At 58.3% G+C, this 14,536-nt stretch carries 17 protein-coding genes; 9 read left to right on the forward strand and 8 right to left on the reverse strand.

Annotated features, from left to right (window positions below):
* The 5 genes from QZ498_RS12690 to QZ498_RS12705 all read right to left on the reverse strand — a co-directional run bounded on the left by QZ498_RS12690 (position 1) and on the right by QZ498_RS12705 (position 3,689).
* A complete protein-coding gene (locus tag QZ498_RS12690; RefSeq protein WP_294622790.1) occupies positions 1-1,407 on the reverse strand; it encodes a carnitine 3-dehydrogenase in 1,407 nt (468 codons plus the stop codon).
* A complete protein-coding gene (locus QZ498_RS17070) occupies positions 1,404-1,589 on the reverse strand; it encodes a hypothetical protein (RefSeq protein WP_367117647.1) in 186 nt (61 codons plus the stop codon). The genes QZ498_RS12690 and QZ498_RS17070 overlap by 4 nt, the downstream gene beginning before the upstream one ends.
* A gap of 18 nt (positions 1,590-1,607) precedes the next feature.
* Entirely contained in the window at positions 1,608-1,883 is a 276-nt protein-coding gene (locus tag QZ498_RS12695; RefSeq protein ID WP_294622792.1) for a hypothetical protein, read from the reverse strand.
* Positions 1,884-1,939: 56 nt separating this feature from the next.
* Positions 1,940-2,704 carry an SDR family oxidoreductase gene (locus QZ498_RS12700; RefSeq protein WP_294622794.1) on the reverse strand — a complete coding sequence of 255 codons (765 nt, stop codon included), beginning with the start codon at positions 2,702-2,704 and terminating at the stop codon, positions 1,940-1,942.
* Between the two features lie 76 nt (positions 2,705-2,780).
* Positions 2,781-3,689 (reverse strand): 3-keto-5-aminohexanoate cleavage protein, encoded by a 909-nt coding sequence (locus QZ498_RS12705; protein ID WP_294622796.1) that lies wholly within the window; start codon positions 3,687-3,689, stop codon positions 2,781-2,783.
* Positions 3,690-3,765: 76 nt separating this feature from the next.
* Here QZ498_RS12705 and QZ498_RS12710 point away from each other — a divergent pair, with 76 nt between their 5' ends.
* Complete coding sequence (locus QZ498_RS12710) at positions 3,766-4,719, forward strand: GlxA family transcriptional regulator (RefSeq protein ID WP_294622798.1); 954 nt, start codon at positions 3,766-3,768, stop codon at positions 4,717-4,719.
* A 56-nt stretch (positions 4,720-4,775) separates the two neighbouring features.
* On the opposite strand, the gene QZ498_RS12715 is transcribed toward QZ498_RS12710, so the two are convergent.
* Entirely contained in the window at positions 4,776-6,374 is a 1,599-nt protein-coding gene (locus QZ498_RS12715) for a phosphoenolpyruvate carboxykinase (protein WP_294622800.1), read from the reverse strand.
* Between the two features lie 370 nt (positions 6,375-6,744).
* On the opposite strand from QZ498_RS12715, the gene QZ498_RS12720 reads away from it, so the two are divergent.
* The 8 genes from QZ498_RS12720 (at position 6,745) to QZ498_RS12755 (ending at position 13,140) form a co-directional block, all read left to right on the forward strand.
* Positions 6,745-7,446 carry a response regulator transcription factor gene (locus QZ498_RS12720; protein ID WP_294622802.1) on the forward strand — a complete coding sequence of 234 codons (702 nt, stop codon included), beginning with the start codon at positions 6,745-6,747 and terminating at the stop codon, positions 7,444-7,446.
* Positions 7,446-9,158 carry a sensor histidine kinase gene (locus QZ498_RS12725; RefSeq protein WP_294622803.1) on the forward strand — a complete coding sequence of 571 codons (1,713 nt, stop codon included), beginning with the start codon at positions 7,446-7,448 and terminating at the stop codon, positions 9,156-9,158. Before QZ498_RS12720 ends, QZ498_RS12725 begins: the two co-directional genes overlap by 1 nt.
* Before the next feature lie 3 nt (positions 9,159-9,161).
* On the forward strand, positions 9,162-9,626 hold the full coding sequence (locus tag QZ498_RS12730; RefSeq protein WP_294622805.1) for a serine kinase: 465 nt from the start codon (positions 9,162-9,164) through the stop codon (positions 9,624-9,626).
* 14 nt (positions 9,627-9,640) lie between these two features.
* Positions 9,641-10,576: an RNase adapter RapZ gene (gene rapZ, locus QZ498_RS12735; RefSeq protein WP_294622806.1), complete on the forward strand. Its 936-nt coding sequence runs from the start codon at positions 9,641-9,643 to the stop codon at positions 10,574-10,576.
* A gap of 5 nt (positions 10,577-10,581) precedes the next feature.
* Entirely contained in the window at positions 10,582-10,989 is a 408-nt protein-coding gene (locus QZ498_RS12740; protein ID WP_294622808.1) for a PTS fructose transporter subunit IIA, read from the forward strand.
* A 6-nt stretch (positions 10,990-10,995) separates the two neighbouring features.
* Positions 10,996-11,274 carry an HPr family phosphocarrier protein gene (locus QZ498_RS12745; RefSeq protein WP_294622809.1) on the forward strand — a complete coding sequence of 93 codons (279 nt, stop codon included), beginning with the start codon at positions 10,996-10,998 and terminating at the stop codon, positions 11,272-11,274.
* A 38-nt stretch (positions 11,275-11,312) separates the two neighbouring features.
* Positions 11,313-12,209, forward strand: coding sequence for a lysophospholipid acyltransferase family protein (locus QZ498_RS12750; protein WP_294622810.1), 897 nt, complete (start codon positions 11,313-11,315; stop codon positions 12,207-12,209).
* Between the two features lie 133 nt (positions 12,210-12,342).
* Positions 12,343-13,140 (forward strand): sulfotransferase, encoded by a 798-nt coding sequence (locus QZ498_RS12755; RefSeq protein ID WP_294622812.1) that lies wholly within the window; start codon positions 12,343-12,345, stop codon positions 13,138-13,140.
* Here QZ498_RS12755 and QZ498_RS12760 read toward each other — a convergent pair.
* Both QZ498_RS12760 and QZ498_RS12765 read right to left on the reverse strand, forming a co-directional pair.
* Positions 13,137-14,012: a 3-hydroxybutyryl-CoA dehydrogenase gene (locus QZ498_RS12760; protein WP_294622813.1), complete on the reverse strand. Its 876-nt coding sequence runs from the start codon at positions 14,010-14,012 to the stop codon at positions 13,137-13,139. The two genes, QZ498_RS12755 and QZ498_RS12760, sit on opposite strands and share 4 nt — an antisense overlap.
* Before the next feature lie 195 nt (positions 14,013-14,207).
* The coding region (locus tag QZ498_RS12765; protein ID WP_294622814.1) for an FAD-binding protein at positions 14,208-14,536 on the reverse strand (329 nt) is incomplete at its 5' end.

Genomic DNA, 14,536 nt, shown 5'->3' on the forward strand with positions numbered 1-14,536 from the left:
TCACGCTCCTCCATGCAAATCGACCAGTTCCGCCACCCGCTGCGCCACATCCTCGGGCGGCTCACAGGTGCGGCGAGTCTCCAAGCTCACATGCAGCATCAACTGATCGCAGGTGGCCATGACCTCGCCGTCGTTTTTGCGTTTCATGGTATGGAAACAGCGCAACTTCTTGCCCGCGCCTTCGGTTACGTCGGTTTCCACCACCACGCGCTCCCCGGCATGTGTCTCGGCCAAGTACTTGACCGTGGTCTCGACCGTGAAATAGCTCATGCCGCGTGCGACATACTCCTCATCGGCCCCGACCATGGCCATGATCACCTCGGCAGCGTCGCTGAAAATCTGGCCATAGCGGCCCTCGTTCATATGGCCGTTCATGTCGGTCCAATCGACGGGCACCACCCGGTCTTGTGTCATCAGCGGAGCAGCGGGTTCTGGCACCTCAAACACCCTGCGCTGATGCTCATTGACCAACCGCCCGGCGGCATTGCCCTGTTGCCGAAGCGCCCGGATCATCGCCACAAGGTTGCCATCGCGTTTGCGTTCCAGATCGCGGATCGACAGGTGGCCCGATTGCGCATCCGATTGGTCGGCGATCATATTCACCAACTCGTCGGTGAACTCCGGCACATCCATCAATTTGGTCCATGGCCATTCAAGCGCCGGGCCGAACTGCGCCATGAAATGCCGCATACCAAGCTCGCCACCGGCCACGCGGTAGGTCTCGAACAGGCCCATCTGCCCCCAGCGAAGGCCAAAGCCATAGCGGATCGCATTGTCGATCTCCTCAGTCGTGGCAATGCCATCCTTGACCAGCCAAAGCGCCTCGCGCCAAACCGCCTCAAGGAAACGGTCGGCGATATGCGCGTCGATTTCCTTGCGCACTTTCAAGGGGTACAGGCCAAGCGAGGTCAGGATGTCACTGGCCACCTCAACCCCGTCGACATCGGTGGCGGGGGAGGGGACAACCTCAATCAGCGGCATCAGGTAAACAGGGTTGAACGGATGCGTGACCATGATCCGCCCCGGCGCAGTGGCCCCTTCCTGCAATTGCGAGGGCATGAAGCCGCTGGTGGACGATCCGATCAGAACGCCAGAATCCGCCTCTTGAATCTCGGCAAAAACCTTGTGCTTCAACTCCAACCGCTCACTGACGCTTTCCTGCACCCAATCGGCACCCGTCACCGCCTCGGCAATGCTGTCGCAAAAACGCAAGGCCCCTTCCTCGGGCAGGGCGCAATCATAAAGCATCGGCAATGCGCGGCGCGCATTGCCCAAAACCTCGTCGATCTTGCGTTTGGCCTCCGGGTCCGGATCAAAGACCTGTACATCCCAGCCGTTCAGCAAAAACCGCGCGGCCCATCCGCCGCCGATCACACCCCCGCCGATGATGGCTGCTGTCTTGTTCATGATACGTCCTTTTCGTCTTGGCGCAGGGCGATCTGGCCCGCGTCGTATCCGTTGAATTCCAAAATCTCACGCGCCGCCTGGATACGGTCGAACCCACCCTTGGAACTGCGGTCCAGAACCCAAGCATAGCGGCCATCAGGCTCTCCAAGGGCGATGGTGCGCCCGCTGTCATCAATCCAAATGAGCCAAAGCTCGCGGGTTTATCCGTTGGCATCGGTCAATTGCCAGCGGTTGGTGCCGATGGGGGCAACGTGCCATCCCGCGCCACAGGATGGGGCGCAGTTGGGGGTGATGCTGCCTGCATCAAATCCAAGTTTGGCAATTTCTCGTTCCCTCGGTGTCGCCGCGCGCAAGTACCAGTTGCCTTGCCAAAGGCCCGGCGCGGCGCGGGTGGTGATCGAAAGCGGCTGTGCGGTATCGCGATAAACTGGGGTAGGGGGCGTCACGCAGCCAGCCACGACCAACAGGGCGCTCATTGCTACGCCCCTCGCGAAAAAGGCGCGCAAGCGCCTGCTGAGCGGCCCGCACCCCGTCACACCATGCTCTCCGTATGGCCATCAACGGCCAAAATCTGACCGCTGACTTTCGAGGCGGCGGGCGAGGCAAGGAAAAGCGCCATATCGGCCAGATCATCGGCGCTGACCCAAGTGCGCAGGCTGCTGCCCTTCGCGTAGACCTCGCGAACCTCTGCCTCTGGTCTGCCGCTGGCCTCGGCCTCCATGGCGACCACGCGTTCCATCCGCTCGCCTTCCACGGCGCCGGGGGCAATTGCGTTGACGCGTACGCCGGCCGGGCCAAGCTCCATCGCCAGCGTTTTGGTCAAGCCAACCAGCCCCCATTTCGCCGCCACATAGGGCGACCGATAGGGCACACCGTGAAGGCCCGAGGTGGACGAAGTCAGCAAGATCACTCCCGCCCCCTGCGCCCGCATCAACCGCGCGGCCCACCGACAGGTCAGGAAGGCGCCATGCAGGTTCACACCGACACAGGCCTGCCATGCGTCATAATCCAAATCCTCGATCCGCCCTGCCGGGCCACCTGTGCCCGCATTGGCACAGACCACATCGACACCGCCCCATTGCGCCTCTACCTGATCCAGAAACCCTCTCATCTCGGCTTCATCGGTCACATCCGCCTTGGCGGCAATCATGTCGGGGTGGGTGGTTTCAAGTCGGGCAATAGCCGCCGGGTCGGCATCGCACAGGGCCACCCGATCGCCCGCTTCGGCAAACCTCTCGGCCAGTCGCAGGCCGATGCCCGATCCGCCCCCGGTTATCAGGACGCGTTGCCCCTCCATCACCGATCCTCCGATCCACCGACGCGATACCGACCAAATACCGACGTTTTACCGACGTGGGTTTTGGGGGTGGGTTTCATTGCGGCGCCTGCTTGGTCAGACGCAGCTTTTTGCGCACCTCGTCGGGGCCAATGACCCGCGCACCGAGGTTCTCGACAATGCCCACGGCACGCTCTACCAACTGCCAGTTTTCGGCCAGCACACCACGGTCCAGCATCAGGTTGTCTTCAAGCCCCACCCGCACGTTGCCCCCGGCCAGAACACTGGCCGCGACATAGGGCATCTGGTTGCGACCGAGGGCAAAGGCGCTGAAGGTCCAATCCTCGGGAATATTGTTGACCATGGCCATGAAGGTATTGAGGTCATCCGGCGCCCCCCAAGGCACGCCCATGCACAGCTGCACCAAAGCGTCCGGTTCAAGGATGCCATCCTTAACCAGTTGTTTTGCATACCATAAATGGCCTGTATCGAAGGCCTCGATCTCGGGTTTCACGCCCAGATCGGTCATCATTTTGCCCATGGCTTGCAACATGCCGGGGGTGTTGGTCATGACGTAATCGGCCTCGGCGAAATTCATCGTCCCGCAATCCAGCGTGCAGATTTCCGGGCGGCAATCGGCTACGTGGGCCACGCGCTCCGTGGCACCCACCATATCGGTCCCCTCAACCGGGGGCAGAGGGGTCTCTACCCCACCAAAGACGATGTCGCCGCCCATGCCCGCCGTAAGGTTCAGGACAACATCCGTGTCGCTCTCGCGGATACGGTCCGTCACCTCCCGAAACAGCCCTCTGTCGCGCGAGGGAGCCCCGGTCTCGGGGTCACGTACATGGCAATGCACAATGGCTGCCCCGGCTTTGGCCGCCGCTATGGCGCTCTCGGCGATCTGCTGAGGGCTGCGGGGCACGTGGGGGCTTTTGTCTTGGGTGCCTCCCGATCCGGTGACGGCGCAGGTGACGAAAACCTCACGGTTCATGGCAAGTGGCATGGCAATCTCCCTAATTCAGTTGCGAGAAGTTTGCCTGTTGGCTATGTGCCCAAAGTTGCAGTAATAGACAAATATCATGCAGAAATGGTCAAAATCTCCAGAGGCACCAAGCCGCATCGGCTTGCTTTTGTTCGATAAGTTTTCGAACCTTTGCCTCGCCAACTGCCTTGAGCCGCTGCGCGCGGCCAACACCTTGACTGAAAAGGAGGGGTTCATTTGGCAAATCATAACGCCCGGTGGTTTGCCTAGCCGGTCGTCAAGCGGCATTGAGGTTTTGCCACATTGCGCGCTTATGGAGCTGCCGAAGGTGGATTTCCTTTTCGTTTTGGCAAGCTACGACCACGACGGTCATGACACCGCTGCGACTCGGCGCATGTTACGGGATGCGGCTCGCAAGGCTGAGGTCATGGTTGGCCTTGATGCCGGGCCTTGGCTGCTGGCCTCTGCGGGCTTGCTTCAAGGTCGGCGCGCCACGGTTCATTGGGATTTGCTCGAAACCTTTACCGAGCGGTTTCTGGATATCGAGGTGGCCCGCGCAAGGGTAATGCGAGATGGTCCTTTTTGGACATGCGCCGGGGCCATGTCGGCACTTGATCTGACGCTTGACCTGATTGCAGATACGCTTGGCATCTCGGCCCGGCTGGATGTTGAAGCGCTATTTTTGCACGGTAATCCCCCATTGCGCGTCGACGAGATGCGCGATGAAGATGACCCTTTGGTTCAACGTGCGCTGAGCCTTATGCGCGAGACCGTCGAAATGCCGCTAAATCTTGTATCGCTGGCCAAAGCCTTGTCTTGCCAGCCAAGGACACTGGACCGGCGATGTCGTGCACGCTTGGGCGCGCCGCCCGGCACTGTCTATCGACATCTACGCTTGTCCGCGGCGCGCAAATTGTTGGAAGGGGGACGGCTGCCAATTTCCGAAATCGCCCTGCGCTGTGGTTATGAAAACCCAGCGGCCTTGGCGCGGGCCATGCGCAAGCACTACGGTGCCTCACCGTCCGAATTGCGGCGCAACGCAAGGGCCTGACACGAAGGCGCCCCATCTTTTGGACGGGGCGCCTTCAGATGTCTTGTGTGCTTGAGTTAGCCGAGTGCAGCAGCTTTCACGTCATCGTCGATATAGGGCACATACTGTGCGAAGTTGTCGGCAAACATCTTCACCAGCTTTTCGGCCTGCGCATCATAGGCATCGGGGTCGTCCCATGTGCGGCGCGGATCAAGCAGAACCTCGGCCACACCCGGTGCTTCCACGGGCACGTCAAAGCCAAAATTCGGGTCCTTACGGAACTCGACTTCATTCAGCGAACCATCAAGTGCCGCGGTCAGCAAGGCACGTGTCGCCTTGATCGGCATGCGCGAACCGGTGCCGTAGGCACCGCCGGTCCAGCCGGTATTCACCAACCAGCAAGTCGCGCCGTGCTTGGCGATCTTGTCGCGCAGCAGGTTGCCGTAGGCTTCGGGGCGGCGTGGCATGAAGGGGGCACCAAAGCAGGTCGAGAAAGTGGGCTCGGGCTCTGTCACGCCGCGCTCGGTGCCCGCGACCTTCGAGGTGAAACCCGACAGGAAGTGATACATCGCTTGCGCCGGGGTCAGCCGGGCAATTGGAGGCAGGACGCCAAAGGCATCACAGGTCAGCATGATGACATTCTTGGGGTGGCCGCCAAGTGCTGTTTCCGATGCGTTGGAGATGTACTCGAGCGGATAAGCACAGCGCATGTTCGCGGTTAGCGAGTCATCGTCGAAATCGAGGTCCAGGGTTTCTTCGTCGAAGACCATGTTCTCGATCACGGTGCCGAACTTCGAGGTGGTGGCGTAGATTTCCGGCTCGGCCTCTGCATTCAGATTGATCGTTTTGGCATAGCAACCACCTTCGAAGTTGAAGGTGCCACGATCGGACCAGCCATGCTCGTCATCGCCGATCAAGGTGCGGGCCGGATCAGCCGAAAGCGTGGTCTTCCCGGTGCCTGAAAGGCCAAAGAACACGGCAGTGTCTACCGGGTTGCCATCGGCATGATTGGCCGAGCAGTGCATCGGCATGATGCCCTTTTCCGGCAGTAGGTAGTTGAGCAGAGTAAAGACCGACTTCTTGTTTTCACCCGCGTATTCAGTGCCGCCGATCAGGATGATCTTGCGATCGAAATTCAGGGCAATCACGGTCTCGCTGCGGCAGCCGTGCTTGGCCGGGTCGGCTTGGAAGCTGGGGCAGTTGATGACGGTGAAATCAGCGGTGAAACTATCAAGCGCCTCGCGTTCGGGGCGGCGCAGGAGGTGACGAATGAAAAGGCCGTGCCAAGCCAGTTCTGTCACCATGCGGACATTGATCGAGTGTGCCGGGTCGGCGCCACCGACAAGGTCTTGGACGTAGTATTTGCCGCCCTGCATATGGGCGATCATATCATCGTAGAGTGCGTCGAACCCTTCGGCGGACATCTCGGCATTGTTTTCCCACCAAATGGTATCAACCACGCTATCAGTTTTTACGACATGCTTGTCCTTGGGGGAGCGACCGGTGAATTTGCCCGTCGTCACAAGAAAAGCGCCGCCTTTGCCAAGTGTACCTTCGCCGTTCTTGAGGGCCGCTTCGATCAGTGCAGGCTCGATTAGGTTGTAGTGGACATCGCCCAGCCCTTTGATGCCTTGATCTTCAAGCCGAAACCGCGGGTTCACCCGTCCAAATGCCATTGTGTCACGCTCCTGTTTCGTGATGCCCGCCAGTCGGCGGTTTTTACTGGGCGCCTTGCGCCCAAGACCATTGGCGGCGAAATGCCCACCGTCGCGGGCCTCTTAACATGACGGTTCTGCAAAAGAACAGGACGCTTTAGCGCAGTTAGCGCAACCAATCCGAAGTTAGCGCAACCAGCCTTCTGTTATCGAAAACATTTGGCTCACCCCCAAATTGAAAAGTGAGTCAATTTAGCCATTCCTAATGCTTTTTTGCCCAAATTGAGGCGGGCAGACGGTCCGATTCGCACTTTGGGATTGATTGTAAAGGCAAAAAAGGCGCATAGTGACGGAAAAAAGCAGGCAACAAGAGCAGTATAAGGATAGTAGCATGTCTAAGATCGCCCTCGTGGACGATGACAGAAATATTCTGACATCGGTTTCCATGACTCTCGAGGCGGAAGGCTTCGAGGTTGAAACTTACAATGACGGTCAGCAGGCCTTTGATGCTTTCAACAAGAAATTGCCCGATATGGCCGTTCTGGATATCAAGATGCCCCGTATGGACGGCATGGATCTGTTGCAGCGACTTCGGCAGAAAACCTCGATCCCGGTCATTTTCCTGACGTCCAAGGATGATGAGATCGATGAGGTGCTCGGTCTTCGCATGGGCGCGGATGATTACGTGAAAAAGCCCTTCTCGCAGCGTCTCTTGGTCGAACGCATTCGTGCGCTTCTTCGGCGGCAGGATGCGGTCTCTGGCGAAATCGTCGGCGATACCGAGGAAACTAAGGTTATCGAACGGGGGGAGCTTCGTATGGACCCCCTGCGGCATGCGGTGACATGGAAAGGAAAGGATGTTGCCCTGACGGTCACTGAGTTCCTTCTTCTTCAGGCGCTTGCACAGCGCCCTGGCTTCGTCAAAAGCCGGGATCAATTGATGGACGTGGCCTATGACGACCAAGTTTATGTTGATGACCGTACGATCGACAGCCATATCAAGCGCCTTCGCAAGAAACTGCGGATGGTCGACGCTGAGTTCTCGGCAATCGAAACGCTTTATGGTATCGGTTACAGGTACAACGAAGAATAATGGCGCTGGTCGAGGGGGTGAGCATGCGCGATGTTCCGTCCCACAAGGATGACGACGTTGTCCTTGGGGATGACTTCGTAGCACCGGATAATGTCGTCGAGGATGAGCTTCGTGTTCGGCGCGAACGGCGTGGTTTCTTTTCTCTTCGAGAATCCTCGCTGACGCGGAAGATCATCACCTTCAACCTGATCGCGCTCAGCGTCTTGGTTGCTGGTATTCTTTATCTGAACACCTCGCGCGACAGTCTCGCCTTGCAACGGGCCAACAGCCTCGTGGGCGAGGTTGAGCTGATTGCCGATGTGTTCGAAGCACAGATTCCGTCTGATGCACCGGTCAATCTGGTGACTGGTGACGGTGTGAACGTGGCCGAAACACTTCAAGGCCTCGACATCCAAGAGGGTGTCGAGGTGTTCGTTTTTGACACTAGTGGTGTTCTCGCCGGTCAGACCCTGGGAACACGCCCGCAACCTGAAAACCCGGTTGATCATAAGCCGACCGCAATTACCGATACGTTGATCAAGGTGTGGAATTGGCTTTCCGTTCCGTTCAACGCGCTGTCGGGTGAGCGGAGCGAGGAATCGACGCAGGCGCAGGCACAGGCCCTTGTGGCCCCGACACTGGAGGACGGCACGCAGGTCGCGACCGGTCAACTGAATGGAGACTCGATTTTTTCGGTCGCCAGCCCCGTCATGCAAGGTGATCGTGCGGTTGCCGTTGTGGCAATGTCCAGCGCCACTGGTGAGATCGACCGCGTCGCCGCCGCAGAGCGGGAGCGGGTTTTGCAGATGTTCCTAATTGCCACACTTGTCTCTATCGGTTTGAGCCTCATTCTGGCTTCCACGATCGCAAATCCGTTGGCCGATCTTGCATCGGCGGCTGAAATCGGCGGGGACCGGAACCGCCGCAACAGCCGTGGTGGACGCATCCGTATTCCAGACCTGACCGCGCGGCCCGACGAAATCGGGCGGCTCTCCGGCGCATTACGTGGCATGGTTGCCGCCCTGTACCACCGGATTGACAGCAACGAACAATTCGCCGCCGACGTGGCTCATGAGATCAAGAACCCGCTGGCCAGCCTGCGCTCGGCTGTCGGCACGATGCGCGTTGCCAAGCGCGAAGATCAGCGTGAAAAGCTGTTGCAAGTGATCGAGCATGACGTGCGCCGGCTGGACCGGTTGGTCAGTGATATTTCGAATGCCTCTCGTCTGGACAGCGAACTGGTCAAGGAGGAACAAGAACCTTTCGACCTGATCACGATGCTCAGCAACATCGGGAATTTCCTTGGTGAAGAAGCCGAGAAGAAGGGCATCGAGTTCATATCGGATTTCCCTAAAGACCCCATCGTTTTCACCGGGCTCGAGGCGCGTTTGGCCCAGGTCTTCGTAAACCTGATTACGAACGCCATTAGTTTCTGCGAAGAAGGGGATGCGATCCGGCTTTGGATTCGCAAACGCGACAACCGGGTTCTGATAGTCGTTGAAGATACCGGACCCGGCATTCCCGAACAGGCCTTGACCAAGATATTCAAGCGCTTTTATTCCGAGCGGCCGGGTAATGATTTCGGGAACAACTCAGGCCTTGGGTTGTCCATTTCAAAGCAAATCATCGAAGCGCATGATGGGGTGATCTGGGCCGAGAACATTCGCCCCAACGATGCCGATGTCTCCTCTGAGCCGCTTGGCGCACGCTTTGTCGTGGGGCTTCCTGTTTGAGCCGTGACCTTTCCGTTTGGGGATAGCAACGCATCCGGGGAGGATGTCGATAACCCCCAGGTCCTTCATGCGACCAGTGTCGCGCTTGGCGACCGCGGGGCGTTGATCCGGGGCTCATCCGGAAGTGGGAAATCCTCGCTCGCACTGCAACTTATTGCGCTTGGCGCGTCGCTTATAGCGGATGATCGAACGATTGTTTGTCGCTCCTTTGACGGGGTGTCGCTCATGGCACCTGATATTCTTAAAGGCAAGATCGAGGCCCGTGGAGTCGGTATCTTGCCGGCTCCGACAACGTCCCGTGCCAAGCTCACCTTGATCGTCGAGATGGACCGTGCTGAAGACGACCGCTTGCCACCGTGGCGACAGGCATCTCTTTTGGGCCATAGTGTCCCGGTTCTGCGAAAGCTGGATGCAGCCCATTTTCCTGCGGCGGTCCTGCTATATCTCCAACATGGACGGGTCGATTGATAAAGGACGACAGGATGACCGGGACAGCCCCTGCATCAAAATCCAACCGCCTTGTGCTGGTCACCGGGCCTTCTGGCGCGGGGCGCACGACTGCGATCCATGCACTCGAAGACATCGGCTACGAGGCCATCGACAATCTGCCTCTTTCGCTTTTGCCAAGGCTGCTTGACGGCCCCGATCCGACAAAGCCACTCGCCCTTGGCGTCGACACCCGAAACCGGGACTTTTCAACAGCGGCATTGATCGAAGCCATCGACCAAATGGGGGGGATGGCGGATACACCTATGCAGGTTTTGTATCTCGATTGCAGCCCAGACATCCTGATGCGGCGCTTTTCGGAAACCCGCAGGCGCCATCCATTGGCACCGGAGGAAAACGCCGAGATCGGCATCGCGCGAGAGTTTGATTTACTTGGTCCAATCAAGGCGCGGGCAGATATGCTTATCGACACATCCGAGATGTCACCACATGACCTGCGTGCGGAACTGGACCGTTGGTTTGCCCCGACGAGCGAGCGGCAACTGGCTGTGTCCGTGCAATCCTTTTCCTACAAGCGCGGCTTGCCGCGCGGGCTTGACCTGGTTCTCGATTGCCGGTTTCTTCGGAACCCCTACTGGAAAGAGCATCTGCGCGGCATGGACGGACGGGATTCGGACGTGGCAGATTATGTCATGCAGGATGATAGTTTTGAGGCGTTCCATAACCGTGTGTTGGATTTGGTGACGCTTTTGCTGCCTGCCTACGAGGCCGAGGGCAAAGCCTACCTTTCCATCGGCTTTGGGTGTACAGGCGGGCAACACCGTAGCGTCACAATGACAGAAACCTTGGCGCAGGCCCTTGCGAAGAGTGGCTGGCAAGTGTCAATTAGGCATCGAGAGCTGGAACGGCGCGGCAAGTCCACGCCTAAACGGCTGAACCTAGGCATGAATACGCAAACCCAGGGAGAGTGACGGCGGTGATCGGAATCGTGATCGTGGCGCATGGTGGACTCGCCCGGGAATACCTGAGCGCGATCGAACATGTCGTCGGCCCGCAAGTGGGGATCAAAGCCGTCACGATCGAAGGGGACCATGATCGTGCCGCGAAACAGGCCGAAATATGCGAAGCGGCCGATGCCGTGGATACGGGTGAAGGTGTCTTGATCGTGACGGATATCTTCGGGGGATCACCCTCTAACCTGTCGCTCAAGGCCTGTAGCCCAACGGACCGACGCATTCTTTACGGTGCAAACCTGCCTCTGTTGATAAAACTGGTCAAAAGCCGCCACTTGCCTATTGGTGAGGCTGCGCGTGCGGCGCTTGACGCGGGCCGGAAATACATAGACAGCCACAATGTTCAGGCTGATAAGGCAGGGGAGAGTTGAACCAGCATGTCCGAGCAGACCATTCGACAATTGAAGATCGTGAACCAGAAAGGCCTGCACGCGCGTGCAGCCGCGAAACTGGTAGAGGTGGTAGAAGGCTTCGATGCGACAGCCGAGGTTTCACATGATGGTCAATCAACGAACGCCGATAGCATCATGGGTCTTTTGATGTTGGCAGCATCGAAAGGAAAGACTATTGACGTCGAAACCTCCGGCCCTGACGCCGAGGCATTGGCCGATGCGATCGAAGCTTTGGTGGCTGGCCGTTTCGGCGAAGATATGTGAAGAGGTGCGCGACTGCGCAACGGGACGGGAACAACACTTTGGCTGAAAGGACAGACAAGCACGCCGTAGATGACCCCGGCACGACGGTGAACTTTACCAAGTATGACCGCCGCAGTCTGACCTATGCCAATTCCTTCGATACGCCGCTGACGGCGACGATGATCCGAACCATCGAGTGGTTTACCGGTAAGATCTCGATCCTGCGTATGATCCGAAAGTTCGAGAAACGCGGGGCTCCGACGGGGCAGGCCTTTTGGCGCGCCGCACTTGATACCATGGGTATCGACCTGCTGACGCCTGATCATCAACTGGACTATATTCCAAAGGACGGCCCGGTTGTGGTTGTTGCCAATCATCCGCATGGCTTGGTGGATGGGATGATCTTGGCCGACCTAATTGGCCGCCGCCGGACCGATTACAAGATCCTCACCCGTGCGCTTCTGACCGGTATCGACGAGGTCGCCGCTTCGTACATGATTTCAGTGCCCTTCCCGCATGAACCGGATGCACAGCGCAAATCGGTGGAAATGCGTGCCAAGGCCATGGCGCACCTCAAAGAGGGCGGATTGATCAGTGTCTTCCCATCCGGTGTCGTGTCATCATCCGATAGCCTGTTCGGCCCGGCCATTGAACGGGAGTGGAATGTTTTCACGGCGCAGATGATCCGCCGCTCGGGCGCACAGGTCGTGCCGATCTATTTTCCCGGGGCGAATTCCCGATGGTATCAAATGGCCAATCGTATATCGGCGACGCTCCGGCAAAGCCTGTTGTTGCATGAGGTGGTTTATAGCTGCAACAAACCGCAAAAGCCGGTTGTCGGTGCGCCGATTACAGCGGATCGGATGAAAATGCTGGAAAGCGATCCGCGTGGCTTCATGTCTTGGCTGCGCGAGCATACCCTGTCGTTGGCCGAGGAGGCCGAGCCCAAGGCGTGAGCAGAAAAACAGTGTGTCGTGGCAGACCCGTGAAGGGGCTGATTTTCCATGAAAAACTTGCTATTGAGCGCGCTGTGCCGCTGCGGCCACGAGCCGCGCGGGTTTTCTTGTTCTGGGCGCGCGGAGGTGCGGTATGGCTGGGCAGCATGTGATTTTGACCTTGGGGCGCAGTGGGTCTAACGCTTTGGTCAACTTGCTTAATCAGCACCCGCAAGTGTTGAATTACGGAGAGGTTCTGGGCGATTGGAACCTGATCCGAAAGGTGCAGCGCCGACTTGGGGCCTTTCGTGGCAATGATGCGGCCTATCTGGATTTCTGTCTGGCCAATCCATGGGGGCACCGCTTGGCTTTTGCGGCCCGGACGGTGCAGAGGCGCATCAAGCAGCGGCCTCGCGATGGCAAGCGATTGTCAAAGGTTCAGCACATCGGGATAAAGGATTTTGCACTAAATTTTCAAAGGCTTGGGGTCGCGGAGTATCTGGCGCAGAGGCCCGGCATCAAGGTAATCGGTCTGGAGCGGGAAAACCTTTTGGACCGAATGATCTCAAACGCCATGCTGGAAGCGTCTGGCGTGGTGGAAATTCGTGAGGGGAAGAACGGACAGCCCGACACCCAATTGCGGCTTGAGCCGCAAGAGGTGTTGGATGCGCTTGGTGTGATTGAGGCTGAAAATACAACGTTAAATCAAATGCTTGCAGGTATTCCGCAAGAGCGCCGGATGCATGTCCTCTACGAGGATTTCTTTGCCGGGCCGGAGCGGACCTCGGCCATCATGGACGAGGTGCATCGCTTCCTTGGGGTTGATCCGTACAAACCCGAAGTGCGGATGCGCAAGATTGTTCAAGGCCGTTCGATTGACCGGCTGGCCAATCGTGATGAGGTGATCGAGGCGCTAAAAGGCACGCGATTTCAAAGGTTTATCGAGGGTTAGCGCGTCGGGACAGGCTCGTCCCTGCGATAGTCATAGAAACCCCGGCCCGTCTTGCGGCCAAGCCAGCCGGCCTCGACGTATTTGGTGAGCAGGGGGCAGGGGCGATACTTGGTGTCGGCCAGTCCGTCGTGCAGCACGTTCATGATGGCAAGACAGGTATCTAATCCAATGAAATCAGCAAGTTCCAAGGGGCCCATGGGGTGGTTGGCCCCCAGTTTCATGGATTGGTCGATGGACTTCACCGTGCCCACCCCTTCGTAAAGGGTATAAACCGCCTCGTTGATCATCGGCATCAGGATTCGATTGACGATGAAGGCTGGGAAATCCTCGGCGCTGGCGGCGGTTTTTCCAAGTTTTTCAACAACTTGAAGGCAGGCGTCATAGGTGGGTTTGTCGGTGGCGATGCCGCGGATCAGCTCCACCAGTTGCATCACCGGCACTGGGTTCATGAAGTGGAAGCCCATGAAGCGTTCGGGGCGGTCTGTGCCGCTGGCAAGACGGGTGATGGAGATCGAAGAGGTGTTCGACGTGAGGATCGTGTGCTCCTGCAAATGCGGCACAAGTTCTTGAAAAATAGCGGTTTTTACGGCTTCTTTTTCGGTTGCGGCTTCGATCACAAGATCGGTTTGGCCAAGATCGGTAAGGGTGAGGGTGGGCGAAATGCGGGCAAGCGCCGAATCCATATCCTCTTGGGTCATCTTTTCGCGACTGACTTGGCGTTCCATGTTCTTGCGAACGGTGTCCAGACCCTTATCAAGTGCCTCCTGCGAAATATCGTTGAGAAGCACATTATATCCAGCCATTGCAAGGACATGGGCGATTCCGTTGCCCATCTGGCCCGCGCCGATCACGCCGATTTTCTGGATTTCCATGGGATGCCCTTCCGCTTGATTTGGCCAGAGCATAGGCCCCCAAACCGGGGCGCTGCAAGGGCAGGTTTCAATCAAAAGGCCCGCCGGTGGGGCGGGCCTTCATTTTTGTACGACTCGTACGTTTTGTACGCGAGTTTCGTACGAAAATCCCGGGGTGCCCCGAAACCTTCGTACGACTCGTACGAAACAGGCCTGTTAGCCCAGCTTCTCGGTCAGTTCCGGCACCGCCTCGAAGAGGTCGGCGACGAGGCCGTAATCGGCGACCTGGAAGATCGGCGCTTCTTCGTCTTTGTTGATCGCGACGATGACCTTGGAGTCCTTCATCCCGGCGAGGTGCTGAATGGCCCCCGAGATTCCGACGGCGACATAAAGCTCGGGCGCGACCACTTTGCCGGTCTGACCCACCTGCCAGTCGTTCGGGGCGAAGCCCGAGTCGACAGCGGCGCGCGAGGCACCAACGGCGGCACCCAGCTTGTCGGCCAGTTTCTCGATCAGGGCGAAGTCTTCTTCCGAGCCGACACCGC

Source organism: uncultured Roseovarius sp., from assembly GCF_913057115.1.
Lineage (GTDB): Bacteria > Pseudomonadota > Alphaproteobacteria > Rhodobacterales > Rhodobacteraceae > Roseovarius.